This is a genomic window from Mesorhizobium sp. B2-4-7, from assembly GCF_006442685.1.
Classification (GTDB): Bacteria; Pseudomonadota; Alphaproteobacteria; order Rhizobiales; family Rhizobiaceae; genus Mesorhizobium.
The window spans coordinates 116,065-137,878 of the sequence record NZ_VFVH01000004.1 but is presented as its reverse complement, the minus strand read 5'-3'; the positions used below and the strand labels follow the sequence as shown (position 1 = coordinate 137,878).

Annotated in this window: 18 protein-coding genes; 11 read left to right on the top strand and 7 right to left on the bottom strand. The window is 63.3% G+C overall.

Annotated features, from left to right (window positions below; genetic code table 11):
- Window positions 1-8: 8 nt before the first annotated feature.
- Genes FJ946_RS13880 through FJ946_RS13860 form a run of 5 tightly spaced genes read left to right on the top strand, consistent with a single transcriptional unit; the run spans window position 9 to window position 5,677 of the window.
- On the top strand, window positions 9-746 hold the full coding sequence (locus FJ946_RS13880; protein WP_140564837.1) for a CpaD family pilus assembly protein: 738 nt from the start codon (window positions 9-11) through the stop codon (window positions 744-746).
- Window positions 747-786: 40 nt separating this feature from the next.
- Window positions 787-2,070: a CpaE family protein gene (locus FJ946_RS13875; RefSeq protein ID WP_181167618.1), complete on the top strand. Its 1,284-nt coding sequence runs from the start codon at window positions 787-789 to the stop codon at window positions 2,068-2,070.
- A 29-nt stretch (window positions 2,071-2,099) separates the two neighbouring features.
- Window positions 2,100-3,608, top strand: coding sequence for a CpaF family protein (locus tag FJ946_RS13870; protein WP_140496710.1), 1,509 nt, complete (start codon window positions 2,100-2,102; stop codon window positions 3,606-3,608).
- Window positions 3,609-3,637: 29 nt separating this feature from the next.
- The gene (locus tag FJ946_RS13865; RefSeq protein ID WP_140496708.1) at window positions 3,638-4,651 is read left to right on the top strand and encodes a type II secretion system F family protein; all 1,014 of its coding nucleotides are present in this window, start codon (window positions 3,638-3,640) and stop codon (window positions 4,649-4,651) included.
- A gap of 9 nt (window positions 4,652-4,660) precedes the next feature.
- A complete protein-coding gene (locus FJ946_RS13860; protein WP_140496706.1) occupies window positions 4,661-5,677 on the top strand; it encodes a type II secretion system F family protein in 1,017 nt (338 codons plus the stop codon).
- A gap of 82 nt (window positions 5,678-5,759) precedes the next feature.
- Here the strand turns inward: FJ946_RS13860 and FJ946_RS13855 are convergent, their stop codons facing one another.
- Window positions 5,760-6,581: a tetratricopeptide repeat protein gene (locus tag FJ946_RS13855; protein ID WP_140564834.1), complete on the bottom strand. Its 822-nt coding sequence runs from the start codon at window positions 6,579-6,581 to the stop codon at window positions 5,760-5,762.
- Between the two features lie 130 nt (window positions 6,582-6,711).
- On the opposite strand from FJ946_RS13855, the gene FJ946_RS13850 reads away from it, so the two are divergent.
- From FJ946_RS13850 to pdeM, 5 genes are all read left to right on the top strand, one after another.
- The gene (locus FJ946_RS13850; RefSeq protein WP_140564832.1) at window positions 6,712-8,076 is read left to right on the top strand and encodes a leucyl aminopeptidase family protein; all 1,365 of its coding nucleotides are present in this window, start codon (window positions 6,712-6,714) and stop codon (window positions 8,074-8,076) included.
- 77 nt (window positions 8,077-8,153) lie between these two features.
- Entirely contained in the window at window positions 8,154-8,504 is a 351-nt protein-coding gene (locus tag FJ946_RS13845) for a MarR family winged helix-turn-helix transcriptional regulator (protein ID WP_140513216.1), read from the top strand.
- Between the two features lie 29 nt (window positions 8,505-8,533).
- Window positions 8,534-9,394 (top strand): NlpC/P60 family protein, encoded by an 861-nt coding sequence (locus FJ946_RS13840; protein WP_140523910.1) that lies wholly within the window; start codon window positions 8,534-8,536, stop codon window positions 9,392-9,394.
- A gap of 99 nt (window positions 9,395-9,493) precedes the next feature.
- A complete protein-coding gene (locus FJ946_RS13835) occupies window positions 9,494-12,043 on the top strand; it encodes a ligase-associated DNA damage response DEXH box helicase (RefSeq protein ID WP_140564831.1) in 2,550 nt (849 codons plus the stop codon).
- The gene (gene pdeM, locus FJ946_RS13830) at window positions 12,040-12,756 is read left to right on the top strand and encodes a ligase-associated DNA damage response endonuclease PdeM (RefSeq protein ID WP_140496693.1); all 717 of its coding nucleotides are present in this window, start codon (window positions 12,040-12,042) and stop codon (window positions 12,754-12,756) included. The genes FJ946_RS13835 and pdeM overlap by 4 nt, the downstream gene beginning before the upstream one ends.
- A 5-nt stretch (window positions 12,757-12,761) precedes the next feature.
- Here the strand turns inward: pdeM and FJ946_RS13825 are convergent, their stop codons facing one another.
- From FJ946_RS13825 to FJ946_RS13815, 3 genes are read right to left on the bottom strand one after another with little or no spacing between them, the layout of a single operon-like run.
- Window positions 12,762-13,697 carry a DmsC/YnfH family molybdoenzyme membrane anchor subunit gene (locus FJ946_RS13825; protein ID WP_140564829.1) on the bottom strand — a complete coding sequence of 312 codons (936 nt, stop codon included), beginning with the start codon at window positions 13,695-13,697 and terminating at the stop codon, window positions 12,762-12,764.
- A 5-nt stretch (window positions 13,698-13,702) separates the two neighbouring features.
- A complete protein-coding gene (locus FJ946_RS13820; RefSeq protein ID WP_140496689.1) occupies window positions 13,703-14,437 on the bottom strand; it encodes a 4Fe-4S dicluster domain-containing protein in 735 nt (244 codons plus the stop codon).
- Window positions 14,434-17,364: a molybdopterin oxidoreductase family protein gene (locus FJ946_RS13815; RefSeq protein WP_140564827.1), complete on the bottom strand. Its 2,931-nt coding sequence runs from the start codon at window positions 17,362-17,364 to the stop codon at window positions 14,434-14,436. The genes FJ946_RS13820 and FJ946_RS13815 overlap by 4 nt, the downstream gene beginning before the upstream one ends.
- A 277-nt stretch (window positions 17,365-17,641) precedes the next feature.
- Here FJ946_RS13815 and FJ946_RS13810 point away from each other — a divergent pair, with 277 nt between their 5' ends.
- On the top strand, window positions 17,642-18,544 hold the full coding sequence (locus tag FJ946_RS13810) for a LysR family transcriptional regulator (RefSeq protein ID WP_140496685.1): 903 nt from the start codon (window positions 17,642-17,644) through the stop codon (window positions 18,542-18,544).
- Window positions 18,545-18,556: 12 nt separating this feature from the next.
- Here the strand turns inward: FJ946_RS13810 and FJ946_RS13805 are convergent, their stop codons facing one another.
- The 3 genes from FJ946_RS13805 to FJ946_RS13795 all read right to left on the bottom strand — a co-directional run bounded on the left by FJ946_RS13805 (window position 18,557) and on the right by FJ946_RS13795 (window position 21,704).
- On the bottom strand, window positions 18,557-19,813 hold the full coding sequence (locus FJ946_RS13805) for an Hsp70 family protein (RefSeq protein ID WP_140564825.1): 1,257 nt from the start codon (window positions 19,811-19,813) through the stop codon (window positions 18,557-18,559).
- Window positions 19,814-19,992: 179 nt separating this feature from the next.
- Window positions 19,993-20,781 (bottom strand): TIGR02186 family protein, encoded by a 789-nt coding sequence (locus FJ946_RS13800; protein WP_140523928.1) that lies wholly within the window; start codon window positions 20,779-20,781, stop codon window positions 19,993-19,995.
- A complete protein-coding gene (locus tag FJ946_RS13795; protein WP_140496679.1) occupies window positions 20,781-21,704 on the bottom strand; it encodes a sulfite exporter TauE/SafE family protein in 924 nt (307 codons plus the stop codon). Before FJ946_RS13795 ends, FJ946_RS13800 begins: the two co-directional genes overlap by 1 nt.
- Window positions 21,705-21,814 lie beyond the last annotated feature (110 nt).

The window sequence follows — 21,814 nt, the reverse complement described above, 5'->3', positions numbered from 1 at the left end:
AAGCGGACATGTCTCAGTCAGCATTGCAGGCAAGGACCATCGCCATGACCACGCGCTCCGGCCGTTCGCGAATTCTCCGGCGCGCCATTCCTGCCCTGGCGGTGGCGGTGGCGGCATTGCTGGCCGGCTGCGCCCAGCGCGACAGTGTCACCGTCGGCGCCATTCCAGACGACTACCGCACCAACCATCCGATCGTGATCGCCGAGAAGAACCAAAAGATAGATCTACCTGTCGGTGCGGGTGACCGCGGCATGACCGGTTCGCAGCGCGATACGCTCCTGGGTTTCCTCGACGGCTATGACAAGAGTGCTGCCCCGACGCTGACGATCCAGGTTCCGAGCGGCTCGGCCAACGAGATCGCCGCCGCCGCCGCTGCGCGCGATTTCGCCCGGCTCGCGATTGCATCTGGCGTCAAGCGCAACCGGATCGTGGTCGTCTCCTATCAGGCTGCCTCGAGCGAGACATCCGCCCCGATCCGCGTCGCCTACATCGCGGTGAAGGCCCAGACCGATAAATGCGGACGATGGCCAGATGACCTGCTGGAGACGTCTGAGAACAAACACTATGCCGATTTCGGCTGCTCCTATCAAAACAATCTCGCCGCCCAGATGGCCAATCCGGCCGACCTGATCGGGCCGCGCAAGCAGACCACCATCGACGCGGAAAATCGTGGCGCGGTGATCGATGTCTACCGCAGCAGGGGTATTTCGGACGAGTTCCTCGGCAATTCTGAAGTGACGTACTGAGCCGCGCCCTAAGGAAAAGAGAAGTCACGGAAAGATGACCATGAGCAATCTTGCCTATGACACCCCCGTGGACGGCGGTGAGACCTCGCCGCAGGACATCGCCGTGATGCAGGCGCTGCGGCCGGTTCCGCGCATCTCGATCCAGGCATTCTGCGAGACCGAGGGTGTCGCCAATCCAGTCGAGCGCGCCGGCGAGGACCGCCGCATGACCAAGGCCCATCTCAAGGTCCATATGGGCGGCGTCCCCACCGCCATCGAATTCTACCAGTCGGCGCCGACGCCGAACCTGATCCTGCTGGAGTCGCGCAGCGAACCCAAGCAGTTGCTGGAACAGCTCGCGCAGCTCTCGGAATATTGCGACCCGTCTTCCAAAGTGGTGGTAATCGGCCACTACAACGATGTCGGCCTCTATCGCGAGCTCATCCGCTCCGGCATTTCCGAATATGTCATCGCGCCGGTGTCGATGGCCGACATCGTCAGCGTCATATCGTCGATCTTTGTCGATCCGGAAGCCGAGCCGCTCGGCCGCTCGATCGCCTTCGTCGGCGCCAAGGGTGGCGTCGGCTCTTCCACCATCGCCCACAACGTGGCTTGGGCGATGTCCTCCCTGTTCAAATCCGAGGTGGTCGTCGCAGACCTCGACCTCGCTTTCGGCACGGCCAACATCAATTTCGACCAGGATCCTGCGCAAGGTATCGCCGAAGCGGTGTTTTCGCCCGAGCGCATCGATGAAGTCTATCTCGACCGGCTGCTGACCCAGTGCGCCGAACACCTTTCGCTGCTCGCCGCGCCCTCGACGCTCGAACGCGTCTATGATTTCGATCCCGACGCCTTTACGCAGCTTGTCGACACCGCGCAGCGCACCGTGCCGCTCCTGGTGCTCGACGTTCCCCATGTCTGGACGGGTTGGACCAAGAACACCCTGATCAAGGCCGATGAAATCGTCATCACGGCGACGCCGGAACTGGCCAATTTGCGCAATACCAAGAATTTGGTCGACATGCTCAAACGGCTTCGTCCCAACGACTCGCCGCCCAAACTCATCATCAATCAGGCCGGCGTGCCCAAACGTCCGGAGATTTCCCCGTCCGATTTCGCCGAGCCGCTCGGCCTGGCCGCGATGGCGATCATCGGCTTTGACCCGCTGCTGTTCGGCAATGCCGCCAACAACGGACGTATGCTTGGTGAAATGGACGCCAAGAACCCGGTTGTCGCCACGATCAACGAAATTGCCCATGTGCTGACCGGTCGCAGCGAAATCCGGGTGAAGAAAAAAGCGGGTCTCGGAAATCTGCTCGGCAAACTTTCGCGCAACAAGAAATGATGCTTCTTCAGTGGAATCGGTAGTCGATCATGTTTGGTAAGAGAGGCAGCGACGACGGCAACCGGTTCAAGCCGGAATTCCGCCAGCCGGCACCGGCGCCGACCGCGCCAGCCGTCGCGGATTCGGCCGATACGGCGGTTCTTGCGAGGCCGGCGGCCGCACCTGCGTCGAGCGCTCCTGTTGCACCGCCGGCCCGCCGCGCGGTCGAGGCGCCGCCGATAGCTCCGGAGCCGAAGCGGGCGGCGCGCGAAAAGAGCGAAACCTATTACGACACCAAGAGCCAGGTCTTCGCCGCCCTGATCGACACGATCGACCTGTCGCAACTCGCCAAGCTCGATCCCGAAAGCGCGCGCGAGGAAATCCGCGACATCGTCAACGACATCATCGCGATCAAGAATTTCGCGATGTCGATCGCCGAACAGGAAGAACTGCTCGAGGATATCTGCAACGACGTGCTTGGCTATGGGCCGCTCGAGCCATTGCTCGCCCGCGACGACATCGCCGACATCATGGTCAACGGCTCCAAGAACGTCTACATCGAAGTCAACGGCAAGGTCGAACAGACCGGCATTCGTTTTCGTGACAACCAGCAGCTTCTCAACATCTGCCAGCGCATCGTCAGCCAGGTCGGCCGCCGCGTCGATGAATCCAGCCCGATCTGCGATGCGCGTCTTCCCGACGGCTCCCGCGTCAACGTCATCGCGCCGCCGCTCGCCATCGACGGCACCGCGCTCACCATCCGCAAATTCAAGAAGGACAAGCTGACGCTCGATCAGCTGGTGAAGTTCGGCGCCATCTCGCCGCAAGGAGCCGAGGTTCTCAAGATCATCGGCCGAGTTCGCTGCAACATCGTCATCTCCGGCGGCACCGGCTCGGGCAAGACGACGCTCCTCAACTGCCTGACCAACTACATCGATCGCGAGGAACGCGTCATCACCTGCGAGGACTCGGCCGAACTGCAACTACAGCAGCCGCATGTTGTCCGTCTGGAAACCCGCCCGCCCAACCTCGAAGGGGAAGGCGAGGTGACGATGCGGGATCTGGTCAAGAACTGCCTGCGCATGCGGCCCGAGCGCATCATCGTCGGCGAAGTGCGCGGACCCGAAGTGTTCGACCTTCTGCAGGCGATGAACACCGGCCATGACGGCTCGATGGGAACGATCCACTCGAACAGCCCGCGCGAATGCCTGAATCGTATCGAATCCATGATCGCAATGGGCGGTTTTTCGCTGCCGCAGAAGACCGTGCGCGAAATCGTCGTCGGCTCCATCGACGTGATTATCCAGGCGGCACGCCTGCGCGACGGGTCGCGCCGCATCACTCACATCACCGAGGTGATCGGAATGGAAGGCGACGTCATCATCACGCAGGACATCGTCCTCTACAACATCAAGGGCGAGGACGCGAATGGGCGGCTGCTGGGAGAGCATGTATCGACCGGCATCGGTCGCCCCCATTTCTGGGACCGCGCCCGTTACTATGGCGAGGAGCAGCGCCTCGCAATAGCGCTTGAGGCGATGGAGAAACGCGCTGACTGACGCTGCTGCAGGCGTAAGGGTTCTGATCGATGTTTGGAATTGACGGCACCGTATTGGCGTTTGTCGTGCTCGCCGGCTTCAGCGCCGGCGCGGTCGCCTATGCATTCCTGTTCACCCGGATCAGCAACGAAAAGCAGGCCGGTAAGCGGCTGGAAACGATCAAGACCGCGGAGACGGATCGCTCCGTCGTCAAGGCCTCGCGCGATCGCGTGGCGGAGGCGGCCAAAAGACGCAAGTCGGTCCAGGATTCCTTGAAGGAACTCGACGAGAAGCAGAAATCCAAGGACAGCGCGGTCAAGAAACCGCCGCTGAAGGCCCAACTGCGCCAAGCCGGCCTGAAGGTTTCCATCGAACGCTTCTATATCTATTCCGCCATTTGCGGCCTTGCCCTGACGATCATCGCCTTCGTGGTGGGGGCGCCGCTTTTTGTTTTGCCTGGCGTGCTGCTGGCCGGTGCGCTCGGCCTGCCGCGCTGGTTCGTCTCATTTCGCCGCGCGCGGCGGGTCAAGGCATTCCTCAACGAATTTCCCAACGCGCTCGACATCATCGTGCGCGCGGTCAAATCCGGCCTGCCGCTGAACGATGCGGTGCGCCTGATCGCCAATGAATCTCCCGAGCCCGTCAAGGCCGAGTTTCGCCGCATCGTCGATTCGCAGCAGATGGGCCTGTCGATCCCGGATGCCACCTTGCGCATGCCCGAAACCATGCCATGCACCGAGGCGAGCTTTTTCGGCATCGTCATTCAGATCCAGTCGCAGGCCGGCGGCAATCTCTCCGAGGCGCTGGGCAATCTTTCGCGCGTGCTTCGCGACCGCAAGAAGATGAAGGCCAAGGTCCAGGCGCTGTCGATGGAAGCCAAGGCGTCCGCCGCCATCATCGGCGCGCTGCCTTTCATCGTCGCGTTTCTCGTCTATCTCTCCAGCCCCAACTACCTGATGCCGCTGTTCACCACGAGCATCGGTAACCTGATCCTGGGGGTTTCGGCCGTCTGGATGTCGATCGGCATCTTCGTGATGCGCAAGATGATGAACTTCGAAGTCTAGGGCCGCGGCATGACCGAACAAGTCGTCAAATCACTGACGGATCCCGGCCTCCTGATCGCGCTGCTGGTCGGCATTGCCGTGTTCGCGACGGTCTTCACCTTGCTGCCGGCATTTGGCGGAAACCAGCTCAAGGCGCGCATGAAGTCGGTCGCGCTGGAACGCGACGAATTGCGCGCCAAGCAGCGCGCGCGGCTTGCAAGCGAGGCGGATCGCCGCCGCAAGGGCCTGCGCGAAGAACAGTCGATCGGCATGCGCAACATCGTCGACAGGCTCGACCTGCGGCGCGCCCTCGCCGACGAGGGTACCTTGCAGAAGCTCAAGGTTGCCGGTTTCCGTGGACAGAACCCGCTGACGCGGTTTCTCTTCTTCCGCCTCGTGCTTCCGTTTGTCGGCTTCGCACTGGGCGTGATCTACATATTCGTGCTCGGAGGACTGCCGCAGCAGCCATTGTTCATCCGGCTGTTCGTCTGCGTCCTCGTTGCCTATGGCGGCTTCTACGCACCGGTCGTCTATGTCAACAACCGCGCCACCAAGCGCAAGCAATCGATCCAGATGGCATGGCCGGACGCGCTTGACCTGATGCTGATTTGCGTCGAATCTGGCATGTCGGTGGAAGCGGCATTGCGCAAGGTCGCCGACGAGATCGGCGCCCAATCGGTGGCCCTTGCGGAAGAATTCATCCTGACGAACGCCGAGCTCTCTTATCTGCAGGAGCGCAAGCAGGCCTATGAGAACCTCGCCAGCCGCACCGGCCTGGAATCCGTCAAGTCGGTGTCGCAGGCACTCGTCCAGGCCGAGCGTTACGGCACCCCTGTGGCGCATGCGTTGCGCGTGCTCGCGGGTGAAAGCCGGGACCAACGCATGAACGCTGCCGAGAAGAAGGCCGCCGCCTTGCCGCCCAAGCTCACCGTGCCGATGATCCTGTTTTTCCTGCCGGTGCTGTTCGCCATCATCCTCGGCCCTGCCGGCATCCAGGTCAGCCAGCGCGGCATCTTCGGCCAGGCGCACGAAACCAGCAGCCAGTAGGTGAATCTGACCGATCCAAAGAAAAACCGCGCGGCTGACGCAGCGCGGTTCTCTTATGCAGGGTTCGGTGGCCGCGTGCCGCTCAGTTGGTTGCGGCTTTCGCCTTGTCCTGATCCTTGAGCTGGCTCCAGGCATTTTGCTGAGCCAGCATCTGCCTGAGATAAGCGACATTGGCCTGCGCCTGTTCGGGTGACAGCTCCTGCGAGGCGATCTTCTCGGCTTCGTCGAAGCGGCCCTGCAGGCCGACGACCAGCGCCAGGTTCTGGCGCACGCGGCTGTCGGCATTCGGCTGCTGTGCGGCCGAGCGCATATAGGTTTCGGCGGTGCGCAGGTCGCCTCCCAGCACATAGGACATGCCAAGGTTGGAAAGCACCGAAGGTTCGTTCGGCTTGAGCTCCAGCGCCTTGCGGTAGAGCTGGCGCGCGTCGTCCTTCTGGCTGAGCTGGTCGAGAATGGCCGCTTCCGCCGACACCAGCCTCCAGTCGGGATATTCCGGCGTCTGCGCCCGGCGCACGGCATCAAGCGCCGCCTCGAACTGGCCGTTGGCGGCCAGCGCCTTGCCGTAGGCGGCAAGCACGTCGCGATCCTTGGGATAGGCGATCGCCAGCTTGCGCATCACGGCAAGCGACTGGTCGGCATCGCCATCCATCTGCAGCGCCGCAGCGAAGTTGGTCGCTATCCGCTTATCGTTGGGATTCCTGGAATAGGACTGGCCAAGCGCTGCCGTCGCATTGTGCAATTCTCCCGCCGACATCGTCTCCAGCGGCTTGCCGCTGGTGCGTCCGATCGAGCCTGTGCTGATCTTGTCGGTCCCGCAGCCGGCAACGCCTGCGGCCAGCGCGAGCATGAAGGCCGTGGTGATGAGCCGCTTTCCGGTGGCGTTCGTCGTGCGGTTCGTCGGCATCGGCACCCTGGGCCTCCATTCATGCGCGCGGCCATTGCGTGACCATCTTCCCTCTCGAAGAAATATTCTGTTAACCCTAACGGACAGTTAAGAAGCGCTGAATCGACGGACGTCGGCAGGAGAACATCGAATGTCAGTGGAACTGGTCGAGAGCAAGCTGAACAACCCGCTTCCTGTCCATCTGGTGGCCAAGGACGGTCTGGAAACGGCCGGTCTGGCGTCATCTGCCGTGGCGTGGGCCAGGGCTAACAGCTTCTCCGGCGAAGCGGGCAGGACGCTCATCGTGCCTGCGGAAAACGGCGCGCTCGGCGGTGCCTTGTTCGGCATTGGCGACGGCGAGGGCGCGCTGGCCGTCGGCGCGCTGGCGAAAAGCCTGGCGGAGGGCGACTGGCATTTCGCCTCCGCGCCGGCCGAGCCGGAGCTGGCGGCGATCGCGCTGGCCCTCGGCGGCTATGTCTTTACCCGCTATGGCAAGAAACCGGGCAAGGCGCTGCGCTTCGAATTACCGGCCGGCGTAGAGGCAAAACGCGTTCGCCGCATCGTCGAAGGCGTCTTCCTGACGCGCGATCTTGTCAACACGCCGACCAGCGACATGGGGCCGGACGAGCTGGAGAAGGCGGTTCGAGCCCTGGCCGAAATTCACAAGGCCGAGGTGTCGGTCATCAAGGGCGACGATCTCATCAAGCAGAATTTCCCGATGATCCATGCCGTCGGTCGGGCTTCGTCCAGTGCGCCGCGCCTTATCGACATGGGCTGGGGGTCAAGGAGCGCGCCGAAAGTGACGTTGGTCGGCAAGGGGGTCTGTTTCGACACTGGCGGCCTCGATATCAAGCCGTCTTCCGGCATGCTGTTGATGAAGAAGGACATGGGGGGCGCCGCCAATGTGCTGGGTCTGGCCTCGATGATCATGGCCTCCGGATTGCACGTGCGGCTGCGCGTGCTGATCCCGGCCGTCGAGAATTCGATCGCCGGCAACGCCTTCAGGCCTGGCGACGTGTTGGCGAGCCGCAAGGGCATGTCAGTCGAGATTGGCAACACCGATGCCGAGGGAAGACTGGTTCTGGGCGATGCGCTGGCGCTGGCCGACGAGGAGGAGCCGCAATTGCTTGTCGACATGGCGACGCTCACCGGGGCTGCTCGTGTCGCGCTAGGTCCGGACCTGCCGCCCTTCTACACCAGCGACGAGGCACTAGCCTCGGAACTGACGACAGCCTCGCTGGCGGTCGAGGATCCGCTGTGGCGCATGCCGCTGTGGCGGCCCTATGATGCGAAGCTGTCGTCGAAGATCGCCGACATCAACAATGTCACCACGGATGGGTTCGCCGGTTCCATCACCGCGGCGCTGTTTCTCAAGCGCTTTGTCGAGAAGACGGCAAGCTGGGCGCATTTCGACATATTCGCCTGGAACCCCGCCGATCGTCCGCACGGACCTGCCGGCGGCGAGGCGCAAGGCATCCGGGCACTGGAGCGCGTCATCTCGAAGCGTTTTGGCTGATGTGGCGGCGACTTTCAGGGCCGGCAGGTTGCCGAAACTGAAACGGAACCGAAACAATTTGCCGTCATTATCGTGCGATGTCGATTTCGATGCGCCCGAGCCAGGCCTTGCGACTGTGGCAGCAAGTGATGCTGTCGCAGGTGCGCGACGACGCGCCCGACCTCACCATGCGCCAGACGGCTATCCTGTTCACCATCTATCTTGATCCGCCGCCGCACACGGTGCGCGGGCTGGCTGCCCGTCTCAACGTCACCAAGCCGGTCATCACCAGGGCGCTAGACACGATGGGCGCGCTCAAACTGGTGTCGCGCCATCGCGACGAACTCGACAAGCGCAACGTGCTGATCAAGCGCACGGTCGAAGGCGCCCTCTTTGTCGAGCGCTTCGGCGATGGTATCATCGCCAAGGCACAAGAGCTGCCTATCTGATGACCAGCCGTCTCAATGGATGAACTAATTTGACCGCCAGGGATGCCCGCCTCCACGCCTTTCGGCCCGATCTTGCCGATGCGAGATTGAAAGGAGAGGTCGCTGCCGACCGCTTTGTCGCCGGCCGGCCGGCGCGGATTTCGATCCCGGTTGCCGATATCCGCAAGGCTCCGCGTCCAGACGCTGGTGTCAACACGCAAGCCCTGTTCGGCGATGACGTGCTCGTTTTCGAGGACAGAGAGGGCTGGGCCTGGATCCAGGCCGAACGGGACGGTTATGTCGGCTATGTCGCCGACGCCATGTTGGGCGGGCGGGATCATGCGCTCACCCATATCGTCTCCGTGCCCCGAACTTTCCTCTATCCCGGCCCGGATCTGCGCCTTCCGATCGCGGGACAGCTGTCGATGGGGTCCACCGTCACGGTGACCGGGTCCGCCGAAACGCGCGGCACCCACTATGCCGTCCTGCCCTCCGGTGAGGCAATCATAGCGGGTCACCTGCGGCCGCTCAGTAATGTGGCCGCCGACTATGTTTCGGTGGCCGAGACGTTCCTTGGCACCCCTTATCTCTGGGGCGGTGTCTCCGGCTTCGGCATCGATTGCTCCGGCCTCGTGCAACTGGCGATGCGCATGGCCGGCGCCGATGTCCTGCGCGATTCCGACATGCAGGCGCAGAGCATCGGCGAGCCGCTCGATCCGGGCCCCGATTATTCCGGCCTGCGCCGCGGCGATCTCGTTTTCTGGAAAGGCCATGTCGCCATCATGACCGATGCCGAGACCATGATCCACGCCAACGGCCACACCATGCTGGTATCGCGCGAAGGTCTGAAGGAAGCCGTCGCCCGCATCGGCTATCTCTACGGCGGGCCGACGGAGTTCCGGCGGCCATAGCGCCGATCCTCCCTTCTTCCGGGGGAGAGAAAAACTGCTCGATCACCTTTTGTTCCGATTGTTCTTGGCGTTCGCACGCCGTCGCGCTACCTCTGACGCGTGACAGAGAAGCCGCGCCTTGCCGACCAGAATGCCGCCGTTGTCCTGCCCGAGCCATTCCTGAGATGGTTTGGCGAGAAAGGCTGGTCGCCGCGCGCCCACCAGATCGAATTGCTGGCGAGGGCTCAAGCAGGGCAGTCGGTGCTGCTGATTGCACCGACCGGCGCCGGCAAGACGCTGGCCGGGTTCCTGCCTTCGCTGACCGAACTGGCCGTCAGGGCCAGGCGAAAACCGGGACAGGCCCGCCGCGGCATCCACACGCTCTACATCTCGCCGCTGAAGGCGCTGGCTGTCGACATCGAGCGCAACCTCGGCAAACCGGTGGAAGAGATCGGGCTCTCCCTCACCATCGAGACCCGCACCGGCGACACGCCGGCGCACAAGCGCCAGCGGCAGAAGCTGGTGCCGCCCGACATCCTGCTCACCACGCCCGAGCAGCTTGCGCTGCTGATCGCGGCACCCGATGCCAGGCGTTTCTTCGAAGACCTGCGCTATGTCGTGCTCGACGAGTTGCATTCGCTGGTGATTTCGAAGCGGGGTCATCTCCTGGCGCTTGGTCTGGCGCGCCTGCGCCAGTTCATGCCCGAGCTTCAGACCATTGGACTGTCCGCCACTGTGGCCGAACCGGACGAATTGCGCCGCTGGCTGGTCGGCCAGAATCCGCCCAAAAATACGGCAAGTCCCGAAATGGCCGAACTGATCGTCGTTACCGGCGGCGCAAAGCCCGAAATATCCATCTTGGATTCGGAGGAGCGCGTGCCCTGGGCCGGACATTCGGCCCGCTACGCGACGCCCGAGATCTACCGCGAGATCAAGCGCCATAAGACTACCCTGCTGTTCGTCAATACGCGCAGCCAGGCGGAGTTGCTGTTCCAGGAATTGTGGCGCGTCAACGAAGATACCTTGCCGATCGCGCTGCATCACGGATCGCTCGATGTCGCGCAGCGGCGGCGGGTCGAGAAGGCGATGGGCGACAATGCGCTGCGCGCCATCGTCGCCACCTCGACGCTCGACCTCGGCATCGACTGGGGCGACGTCGACCTCGTCGTGCATGTCGGCGCACCCAAGGGAGCGAGCCGGCTGGCGCAGCGCATCGGCCGCGCCAACCACCGCATGGACGAACCATCCAAAGCCGTCCTCATCCCGGCCAACCGCTTCGAGGTGCTCGAATGCCGGGCAGCGCTGGATGCCAACTACCTCGGCGCGCAGGATACGCCTCCACTGGTCGATGGCGGGCTCGACGTGCTGGCGCAACATGTCCTTGGCTGTGCTTGCGGCGCACCGTTCCGCGCGGACGATCTTTACGAGGAGGTGCGTTCGGCGGCCCCCTATGCCGGGCTGGGTCGGCCGACATTCGACCGCGTCGTCGATTTCGTCGCCACGGGTGGCTACGCCTTGAAGAGCTATGAGCGATACGCCCGCATCCGCCTCAACAAGGAGGGATTGTGGCGGGTATCCAATCCGCGCGTGGCCCAGCAATACAGGCTGAACGTCGGCACTATCATCGAGGTGCCGGCGCTCAACGTGCGTTATGTCCAGGCCGGCAGCAAGGGTTCCGTGTCGCGCGGCGGCAGGGTTTTAGGCAAGATCGAGGAGGCTTTCCTCGAGACGCTGACGCATGGCGACACCTTCATGTTCGCCGGCAAAGTTCTTCGCTTCGAAGGCATTCGCGAGAATGAGTGCTTCGTCTCGAACGCGCCCGGCAGCGATGCGAAGGTGCCTTACTATGGCGGCGGCAAGTTCCCGCTTTCGACCTATCTCGCCGAACAGGTCCGCGCCATGCTGGACGATCCGCAGCGGTGGAAGAAACTGCCCGAGCAGGTGGCCGACTGGCTGCGCTTCCAGGCCGACAAATCGGTGCTGCCCAAACGCGATGACCTGCTGATCGAGACCTTTCCGCGCGGCAACCGCCACTATCTGGTCGCCTACCCCTTCGAGGGCAGGCTGGCCCACCAGACGCTCGGCATGCTGCTTACCCGCCGTCTGGACAGGACGGGCGCCAGGCCGCTTGGCTTCGTCGCCACCGACTATGCCTTGGCCATTTGGTCGCTGGGCGACATGGGGGCGATGTTCAAAGCCGGAAAACCCTCGCTCGGCGCGCTTTTCGATGAGGACATGCTTGGCGACGATCTCGAGGCCTGGCTGGCAGACAGCTGGCTTCTCAAGCGCACTTTTCGCAATTGCGCGCTGATTTCAGGGCTGATCGAAAAGCGTCATCCCGGCAAGGAGAAGAGTGGCCGTCAGGTGACTGTCTCGACAGACCTTATTTATGACGTCCTGCGCAGCCATGAGCCGGATCACATATTGCTCCAGGCGACGCGCGCGGACGCGGCGGCGGGCCTGCTCGATGTCAGCAGACTTGCGGACATGCTCTCGCGCATTCAAGGTCGAATCATGCATAAGAACCTCGAACAGATATCGCCGCTCGCCGTGCCGATCATGCTCGAGATCGGCAAGATGCCGGTGCACGGCGAAGCCGATGAAACGCTGCTGATGGATGCGGCCACGCTGGTTGAGGAAGCCATGGGGCCGGAGATGGCTGAGGAATGAATTTTTCGCTGGCGCGCGCATCGTTGATCGCCGACGCCGATCTGGTCGGCATCGCCGGCGAACGTGCGGTCTGCGATCCGCGCGGCGTGCTCTACTTTCCCGAGCTCAAGCTTCTGGCCGTTTCCGATCTGCATCTGGAAAAAGGCTCATCGCTGGCAAGGCGCGGCATGCTGCTCCCGCCCTATGACACCGGCGCGACCTTGCTGCGATTGCAGGCCGTCATCTCGGACTACCAGCCGGCAATCGTCATCAGCCTGGGCGATTCCTTCCATGATGGCGGCGGCGCCGAGCGCATGCATCGAAGTTTCCGCGAACGGCTGGAGGCGCTGATGGCGGGCCGCGACTGGTTCTGGGTGGCCGGCAACCATGACCCGGAGGCGCCGGCCGACCTGCCGGGCGATACGGTGCGCGAACTCGCCATCGGCTCGTTGCTGTTCCGGCACGAGCCGTCGAAGCTGCGCGTCGAGGGCGAGATATCGGGCCATCTCCATCCCTGCGCCCGCATCGTCCAGCAGGGCCGTTCAGTGCGGCGGCGCTGCTTCGCCGGCGATGGCGGCCGCATGATCATGCCCGCCTTCGGCGCCTATACCGGCTCACTCAACGTGCTCGACCGCGCCTATGCCGGCCTGTTCCGCCTGGAATCGCTGATGGCCTATATGCTCGGCACGGACCGCATCTTTGCGATTTCAGGCTCGATGCTGCGACCCGGCTGAAGCCGCTATTTCCCGTAGTAGAGAGTGACCGTGTGCTTCGCTTCGGCGAAGAACAGCCAACGTTCGACCAGCATGCCGACAAACTGTGCGACCGCGGCGAACACCGATGCGAGCGCCGCGAAAGGTGACGGCAAGGCGAAGGCCGTAATCAGCAGCAAGGCGGGTAGCGCGAAACCCAGGAGCTGGGTGATCCGCCGCAGCTTTGCGCTGTGCTTGCGCGCGATGCGAAAACCCATTTCCTTGAGCAAATAATTTTCCTCGGTATGCGGCCATTCCAGCGATCTAACCGTCCCCCCGGCAAGCCCGGTTGCGGTGTTGGCGTTGGTGGGGATTTCCAATTGGTCGTTGTACCGCCAGGTCGCAAGCTTCCAGGCCCAACCGAGCAGGGTCAGCAGTACGCAGGCTGCCAGAAGCATTTTGGAACCGACGGCAAAGCCTTGGCATAGCGCGGCCAGAAGCACACTGCCGCTCATCGCCGAGAAAATGAGATAGCCGGGCAAGGTGTAAGGGCTGTGCCACTGAGCGATGGGTTTCAGCGAGGCATAGATCATGCCGGTCATGCAGACGGTGATGACGGCGCCGATCGTTGCCAGAAGTCCGGCGGCGGCGACCCAGCCATCGGTGCGGCCAAGAATGACCCAGCCAATGCCGAACAGTCCGGCCGGGACGAAGGTGGCGACCGAGGCGACGCCTTCGCGCGACAGCCAGGAACTGCGCCATTGCGAGAACGCACGCCAGGCGCGTTCGGGGCGGCCGAGATGTCCGGTCGAGGACAACAGGCCGGCGGTGATCAGCCCGAGCGCCAGTCCCATGCCGATGAAGCCCAGCCAGAAATCGGGTGCGATGACGCCAAGTGGCGCCAGCACGCCGAGCAGCGCCAGCAGGCCGTAGCCGGCGCCGGTGGCGGTGGTGAAGAAGACGACCGAGGAGGCTGGATGCATGGGGTTTAGTTCGAGAGCATGCGGTCGACCCAGCCGAGGAACCCACCCTCGGCCCTCACCGGCTCCAGGGTTGGCGCAGAAATCTTTGCGGCGCGTTCGGTATGCGCGCGCGGCGGCAGGTATTTGTTGGTCGGGCGGTAGCCGAGTTCCGGCATCAGGTCGACGCCGCCACGCTCCTCAACCAGTTGCGACACCGCCGAGGCGGGGTCGCCGAGATCGCCGAAATGCCGTGCGCTGGTCGGACAGGCCGCGACGCAGGCCGGCACGCGGTCCTCCTCGGCCAGATTGTCATTGTAGATGCGGTCGACGCAGAGCGTGCATTTCTTCATCACGCCGACATCGGTGTCGAATTCGCGCGCGCCATAGGGGCAGGCCCAACTGCATAGCTTGCAGCCGATGCACTTGTCCTCATCGACCAGCACGATGCCGTCCGAGGCTCGTTTGTAGGAGGCGCCGGTCGGACACACAGTGACGCAGGCCGGCGTCTCGCAATGCAGGCACGAGCGCGGGAAGTTCACCGTGCGGCCGCCCATCGCGGTGGTGTGCTCGTAGCTGTGCACGCGATTGAACCAGACGCCGTCGACATGGCCGCCATAGGGGTCGATGTCGGTCAGCGGCGCCATGTGGCCGCCGGTGTTCCATTCCTTGCAGGCGGTGACGCAGGCCTGACAACCGACGCAGGTGTCGAGGTCTATGACCAGGCCTAGTTTTTTGCCCGTGTGGGCGGGGACGCAGGTCATTTGGCGGCTTCCCTGTTCATGCGGAATTCGGCGCCAAAGCGAAGTGTGTCCGGCGATGGCTGGAATTGCGGCGGCTGGTGGAAACGCTCGAATTGCGGCTCGGTGAAACCGGCTTCCTCCGCCGCGCATTTGACGATGCCCACCTTGAGATCGAACCATGCCGCCTGGCCGGTCACCGGATCGGAATTCGAATACCGCCTGCCGTTGGTGTCTGCCGTGGTCTGGTCGCCGATGATGTGGTTGAGCAGGAAGCCGCGATTGCTCTCGGCGGCATCGTCCTTCAGCCCCCAGCTGCCGCGCCTTTTGCCGATGGCGTTCCAGGTCCAGACCGTGCTTTCGTTCACGCCCTCGACCAGCTTGATCTGTCCCTTGACCTTGCCATTGATGCTTTCGATCCACACCCAGTCGTCGTCGGCAAGGCCGAGACCTGCGGCGGTCCTCTCATGCACGAACAGCCGGTTTTGGCTGGTGATCTGCCTCAGCCACGCATTCTGCGAACCCCAGGAATGGTACATGTGCATCGGCCGCTGCGTCAGCGCATGCAACGGATATTTCTGCTGGTCGACGGCCGCTTCCTCGAACGGCACGTACCAGAAGGGTAGCGGGTCCATGTAGGTCTCGATGCGCTGGCGTTCGCTCTCGGGCGGCACGGCCCGACCATGGCCGCGCGCGGCAAGACGAAAGCGCTGCAAGGGTTCGGAATAGAGCTGGAAGACGACTGGTTCGGCCTTCGGGATGAAGCCCATCTGCACCGCGAAATCGAGATAGGACCGGTTGGCCATCTTGTAGTAGCGCTGGTCCTCAGCGAAATCGCGGTGCCAGAAGCCGCCATTGTCGATGTAGCGCTGCAACTGGTCCGGGTTTGGCTCGCCCTTGCCGGTCGAATTGCCGTCCTTGCCGCGCCAGCCGGCAAGCGGGCCGATACCGGGCGTGCGCTCGTGATTGACGATGTAGTCGGCATAGTCGGCATATTTGGCCGCCCCGTCTTCTCTGACGAAACCCGGCAGGCCGAGGCGCGCGCCGAGCTCGATCAGCACCGATTGGAACGGGCGCACGTCCCGGTCCGGCTTGACCACGGGATGGCGTATAGCATCGCCCGGTCCGTCGGCATGGCTGATCGGCCGGTCGAGCAGGCTGATGCAGTCGTGCCGTTCGAGATAGGTTGTGTCGGGCAGCACGAGGTCAGCGAACGGCACGGTCTCGGAATAATAGGCGTCGGAATAGATGATGAAAGGGATCTTGTAATTGCCCGCCTCGTCGCGGTCGGTCAGCATACGAATCGTCTCGACGGTGTTCATCGAGGAATTCCAGGCCATGTTCGACATGTACATCATCAGTGTGTCGATCTTGTATGGATCGCCGGCCCAGGCGTTACGGATGACGGTGTGCATCAAGCCGTGCGCAGCGAGCGGCGCCTCCCAGGAATAGGCCTTGTCTATGCGGATCGGCACCCCTGCCTCATCGACCAGAAGGTCGTCAGGCCCGCAGACGAAGCCGAGCGGAATGCCGTCCAGTGGCGTCATCGGCCGGACGTTCTTGCCGGCAGGCTTCGGTCCTGGCGGCGCGCAACGCGGATAAGGCGGTTTGAAGCGGAAGCCGCCCGGGACGTCCACCGTTCCGAGCAGCACCTGCAGAAGATGAATGGCTCGGCAAGAATGAAAACCGTTGGAATGGGCTGAGATGCCGCGCATCGCGTGCATCGACACAGGCCGTCCCGTAATCGTCTCGTGGCGGCGGCCGGCCCAGTCGGTCCACGCCACCGGCAGTTCGATCGTCTGCTCAAAGGCGACATGAGCGAGCTCGGCGGCGATCCTGCGGATCGTATCGGCGGCAATGCCGCAGCGCTCCGCGACCGCATCGGGCGAATAACTCTCATTGAGGTATCGATCGGCGATCAGCTGGAACACCGGAACGCAGCGACGACCGTCGACGGTGAAGCTGCCGGTCAATGCCGGTTTGGCGCTGGCGTCGGTGGCGCGGACAGGCACCTTCGCCACCCTGTCCCAGGCGAGCAGGTTGCCGGCGCTGTCGCGGACAAACAGCCCGTCATTGGCCGCACCCGGATCCTGGATGACGAGCACATGGGCGTTGGTGTAGCGCAGGAGATAGTCGAGATCGACGCGGCCTGCCTTCAAGAGCTCGTGGATGAGGGCGAACACGAACAGGCCGTCGGTGCCCGGCCGGATGCCGATCCAGTCGTCGGCGATGGCGTTGTAGCCAGTGCGACATGGGTTGATCGACACCACCTTGGCGCCGCGCGCCTTCAGCTTGCCGAGGCCGATCTTGATCGGGTTGGAATCATGGTCCTCGGCGACGCCGAAAAGCATGAAATACCGGGTATTGTCCCAGTCGGGTTCGCCGAACTCCCAGAACGAGCCGCCGATCGTATAAAGCCCGCCTGCGGCCATGTTCACCGAACAGAAACCGCCATGCGCGGCGAAGTTCGGCGTGCCGAACTGGCTTGCCCACCAGCCGGTCAGGGATTGCGATTGGTCGCGGCCGGTAAAGAAGGCGAGTTTCTTCGGGTCGCTGCGGCGGATGGACGAAAGCCGCTCCGCGGCGATCGTCAGCGCTTCTTCCCACTCGATCTCGCGGAATTCTCCCGAGCCGCGCGAGCCGGTGCGCAGCAGCGGCTTTTTCAGCCGGGCAGGGCTGTAATGCTGCATGATGCCGGAGCTGCCCTTACCGCAGATCACGCCGCGATTGACCGGATGATCCTTGTTGCCGTTGATGTAGCGGACCTTGCCGTCCTTGATGTGCACGTCGATGCCGCAGCGGCAGGCGCACATATAGCATGTGGTCTTGGCGATGCGGTCGGAGATGGCGGGCGAGGTGTCGACGCCATCGTTCTCGTCGGGTGCGTTCGTGTCGGCGAGCGGGCGTTGGGACGGGGCGGAATTCGCGCCGCGCAGAGATCCTTGGGTCATGATCCCCGAGCGCTTCTGCGGTTCGCGGCTTTGGCCCTGGTTTTCGGCCCGGGACCGCGCATGTAATGCTCTTCCGGATGATAGCGATCGCCGGCCAGCCGCCGCCGCAGGCCGCGGGTCCAGTGCGCGAACAGGGACTTGAACCGCCCGATCATTTCATTCTCTGTCAATCGGTAGCGAATTTTTTCTAACTTCGATTGAAAACTTAGAATAAGCCTATCAACCCGTCTAATCAGTTGTTCTTGTAAATTCGATCGATATTGGTTCTTAATGCCTTATGACACTTGACCAGTTGCGGATATTTGTCGCCGTCGCCGAGCGCGGCCACATGACCAAGGCGGCGGAGCTGCTGGGCATCTCCCAATCGGCCGCGTCGGCCGCCATCCGCGCGCTTGAGGAGCAGCACGGCGTCCATCTGTTCAACCGCGTCGGCCGCAACATCGAGCTTGCCCAGACCGGTCACCGGTTCCTGCCAGAAGCCAAGGCCGTACTGGAACGAGCCGCCGCCGCACGCAATGTGCTGGAACATGTCTCGCAGACGGTTGCCGGCAGCCTCTCCATCGCCGCCAGCCTGACGATCGCCAGCTATTGGCTGCCGCGCCGGCTGGCGTCCTTCCACGAAGCCTATCCTGCGGTCAGGCTGAGCGTCAGCATAGGCAACACCAGGCAGGTCGAAGCCAGCGTGCTGGATGGAACCGCCGATCTCGGCTTGGTCGAGGGGCGCACCGAGTCCGACATATTGCGCCGCGCCAAGGTCGATATCGACCGGTTGATGCTGGTGGTTGCCGGTTCTCATCCCGAGATCGCCGAAATCGCGCCGGGCCGCCCCGACATAAAAGGGCTGCGCTGGATCATCCGCGAGGGCGGTTCCGGCACGCGGGAGGTGCTGGAGGATCTGGCGCGCCGCGAAGGGATTTCGCTTGACGACCTGCAGATATTTCTGGTGCTGCCGAGCAACGAGGCGGTTCGCCAGGCGGTCGAGGCCGGTGCCGGCGCCACCATCATTTCGGAGCTCGTCGTCGGACGCGCCGTCGCCGAAGGCAGCCTGCGGTCCGTGCCGCTCGAACTGCCGAAACGCGACTTCGCCATGATTACACATCGCGACCGCCAGGCAAGCTTGGCCCAGATGGCGCTCAAGGCGCATTTGGGGGCCGACGAGAAGGCGTCCGCGCGTTCGTGAATTGTCCGGGTATCAGCCGAACTTTCGCTGCGCGTCCAGCGCAAGGCCAAGTCCGACCGAGCCGAACATGTCGCCCTCGATGACCGAAGCCTGAGGCACCAGCGACAGGATTTTTTGTCTCGCCAGCGGGATCGCGGTGGATCCTCCGGTCAGGAACACGGCGGTGATGTCGGACGACTTGACTCCGGCGTCGCCGATGGTCTGGCCGACCGTGGCGGCAACGCGCTCGATGTCCTTGGCGATCGTGGCGTCCAGCGCCTTTCGGGTGATCTCGGCGGCGAACTGGACTTCCGGCAGCCTCACCTCGACATCGGCCGAGACCTTGTCGGTCAGCTCGATCTTGGCCCTTTCGACAAGAGCGGCCAGCGCGTGCCCGTACCGGTGCTCGACGATATGGATGAAGCGGTCGACGAGATCGGCGCGCTCGGCCTCGTAGCGGATCTGACGCAGATGCGTCATCGCCTTGGCCGTGTAGACCAGGTTGATGCGTTGCCATGTGGCAAGATCGATGAAGTAGCTGGCCGGCAGGTTGCGCTTGCCGTCCTTGGTCGGGCTGAGGTAGCCGAGTTCCGGCATCACATGCGCGATGCTGAGCAATCGGTCGAAGTCGGTGCCGCCGATATGGATGCCGCGGCTGGCCAGGATATCGTCCTTGCGGTCAAGCGAGCGGGCACGCTGCGGCGAGACCCTTACGATCGAGAAGTCCGACGTGCCGCCACCCATGTCGATGATCAGCGCCAGTTCCTCGCGCGTCACCTTCTGCTCGTAGTCGAGGGCCGCCGCGATCGGTTCGAACTGGAAGGCGATATGCTTGAAGCCCTGGGCGCGGGCGGCTCCTTCGAGCTCGCTTTGTGCCCTGGCATCGGCCTCGGCGTGGTCGTCGACGAACTGCACCGGCCGGCCGAGTACCACGCTCTCGACGGCGCTGCCGGCATCGTCCTCCAGTCTTTTTCGCAGATGGCCGAGGAACAGGCCGACGATCTCCATGAAGCCGATCGATCGCACCTTGATGCGCGTCTTTTCCTGCGCGAGCGCGCTGCCGAGCACGCTCTTCAGCGAGCGCATCAGCCGACCTTCGACGCTGTCGGTGTAATTGGCGATTGCGTGGCGGCCAAAACAGGTACGGTTGTCCTCGAAGTTGAAGAACACGGCGCTTGGCAGCGTGACCTCGCCGCCTTCCAGCGCGACGAGGTGCGGCTGGCCGCTCCTGACCACGCCGACGGTGGAGTTGGAAGTGCCAAAATCGATGCCGGCGAATGCTGGTCGCATCGCAGCCTCCTGTCATCTCTGCTAAGGCAGCGGTTCGGCGCCGTCTGTGAAGCGTGCGCTCTCTGTCGTCCGGGGTGATCGGACCGCTCTGCCGAATTGAATTGTGCGTGTTGCCCGGCGGGCCGGGAGGTGGCGGTCTATAGCATGATCCGGGAAAGGAAAACCCCTTTGTAGCCGCTTTAGTCCTTGCGGAAGATCAACCTTCCGAGCCAGCCCGTCACCATGGCCAGCGATATGGCGAAGACGCCGTAGAGGAAGGAATAGTCGTGGGCGACACGGAAGATCGACTGTTCGAAACCGGATTTGCGGATCTCGAGCTGGGCCGAGCTCTCCTTGATGAACAAGCCGCTCTTGAACAGGAACGCGCGCGCCTTGTGGGTGCCGACCGGAACGTTCGGCGCCAGCCGCACCGTGGCGCGGAACAGGTTCTGTGACAGGAACTGCACGCCGCCGACATTCTCGCTGTAGAGGCCGGTTGCGGCCTTGCGTTCGCGCAACGCCGCGGTGAATTCCTCGATCGTGGCCGGGCTGTCGCCGGCATCGGCCGGCTGCATGTAGAGATTGGAGGCGCCGAGCGACAATTGCCTGTAGCTGTTCGGCTCGGTGATGTCCTGCAACGGCCGCGTCGTCGCCACCGAATAGGACACCGGCACGTTTTCGAAGGTCTCGGATTCCAGGTTGACCCAGACGCCGAGCACCCGGTCCTTGCGGCGCACCACCACCGGCTTGGGTGGGCCTTCGAGCACGACGATGATATCGTAGCGGCCTTGGCGCGCCACCAGCGGATCGGGATTTTCCAGCGAGCCGAAAATGGTCAGATCGGCGCCGGAAAAGCCGGCAGTGATCGAGACTTTGTCGGTGGAAAGGCCGATCTGGACGCTTTCGGTCGGCGGCGTCTGCGCCTTCGCGGGTGCGGCGGCGATCAATGACAGAAGAGCCGCGGTTGCGAGCGCTTTCAGGCCATTCATCAGTTGAAGCCCGCGCCGGACAGCGAATAAAGATTGGGCGGCGTGACGAAGAGGTCGATGGCAAGCCTTATCGCCACCGCCAGCACCAGCATCGCCAGCAGCGCTCTCAACTGCTCGCCGCGCAGCCGCTGGCCGGCCTTGGCGCCATATTGCGCGCCGGCGACACCACCGGCCATCAAAAGAAAGGCCAGCATCACGTCGACCGTCTGATTGGTGGTGGCGTGGACCAGAGTGGTGTAGGCCGAGGTAAAGATGATCTGGAACAGCGAGGTGCCGATGACGACGTTGGTCGGCACTTTCAGGAGATAGATCAGAGCCGGCACCATGATGAAGCCGCCGCCGACACCCATGATAGACGACAGGAAGCCGATGGCCGCGCCCAGCCCAAGCACGGGGATGACGCTGACAAACAGCTTCGAGGCCCTGAATCGCATCTTCAGCGGCAGGCGGTGGATCCAGTTGTGCTGGCCGGATTTCTTCAGCACCGGTGCCGCGCCGCTGCGCGTGGCGCGCAGCGCATTGATGCTTTCGACCAGCATCAGCCCGCCGACGGTGCCCAGAAGCACGACATAGAGCAGCGAGATGAACAGGTCGAGCTGTCCCAGCCTGCGCAGGAAAGCGAAGACGTAGATGCCGCCGGTGGAACCGACGATGCCGCCGGCAAGCAGCACCCCGCCGAGCTTGAAGTCGAGCGTGCCGCGCTTCATATGCGACAGCGCGCCGGAGAAGGATGAGGCGATGACCTGGTTGGCGCCGGTCGCCACCGCGATTGCCGGTGGGATGTTGTAGAAGATCAGGAGCGGCGTGATGAGAAAACCGCCGCCGACACCGAACATGCCCGACAGAAAGCCCACCGCAGCGCCCATGGCCAGCAGCACGAAGACGTTGACGGAAATTTCCGCAATCGGGAGATAGATGCCCACCCGTCGGTCTCGATCAGTTTGCCAGTCGGCGAATACCGCCGTTGCGGATAGTATCGCACCGAAAAGCCAATTTTTCCTTGCGCCGAAGCGGCGGCCGGGTCAAACCCCGC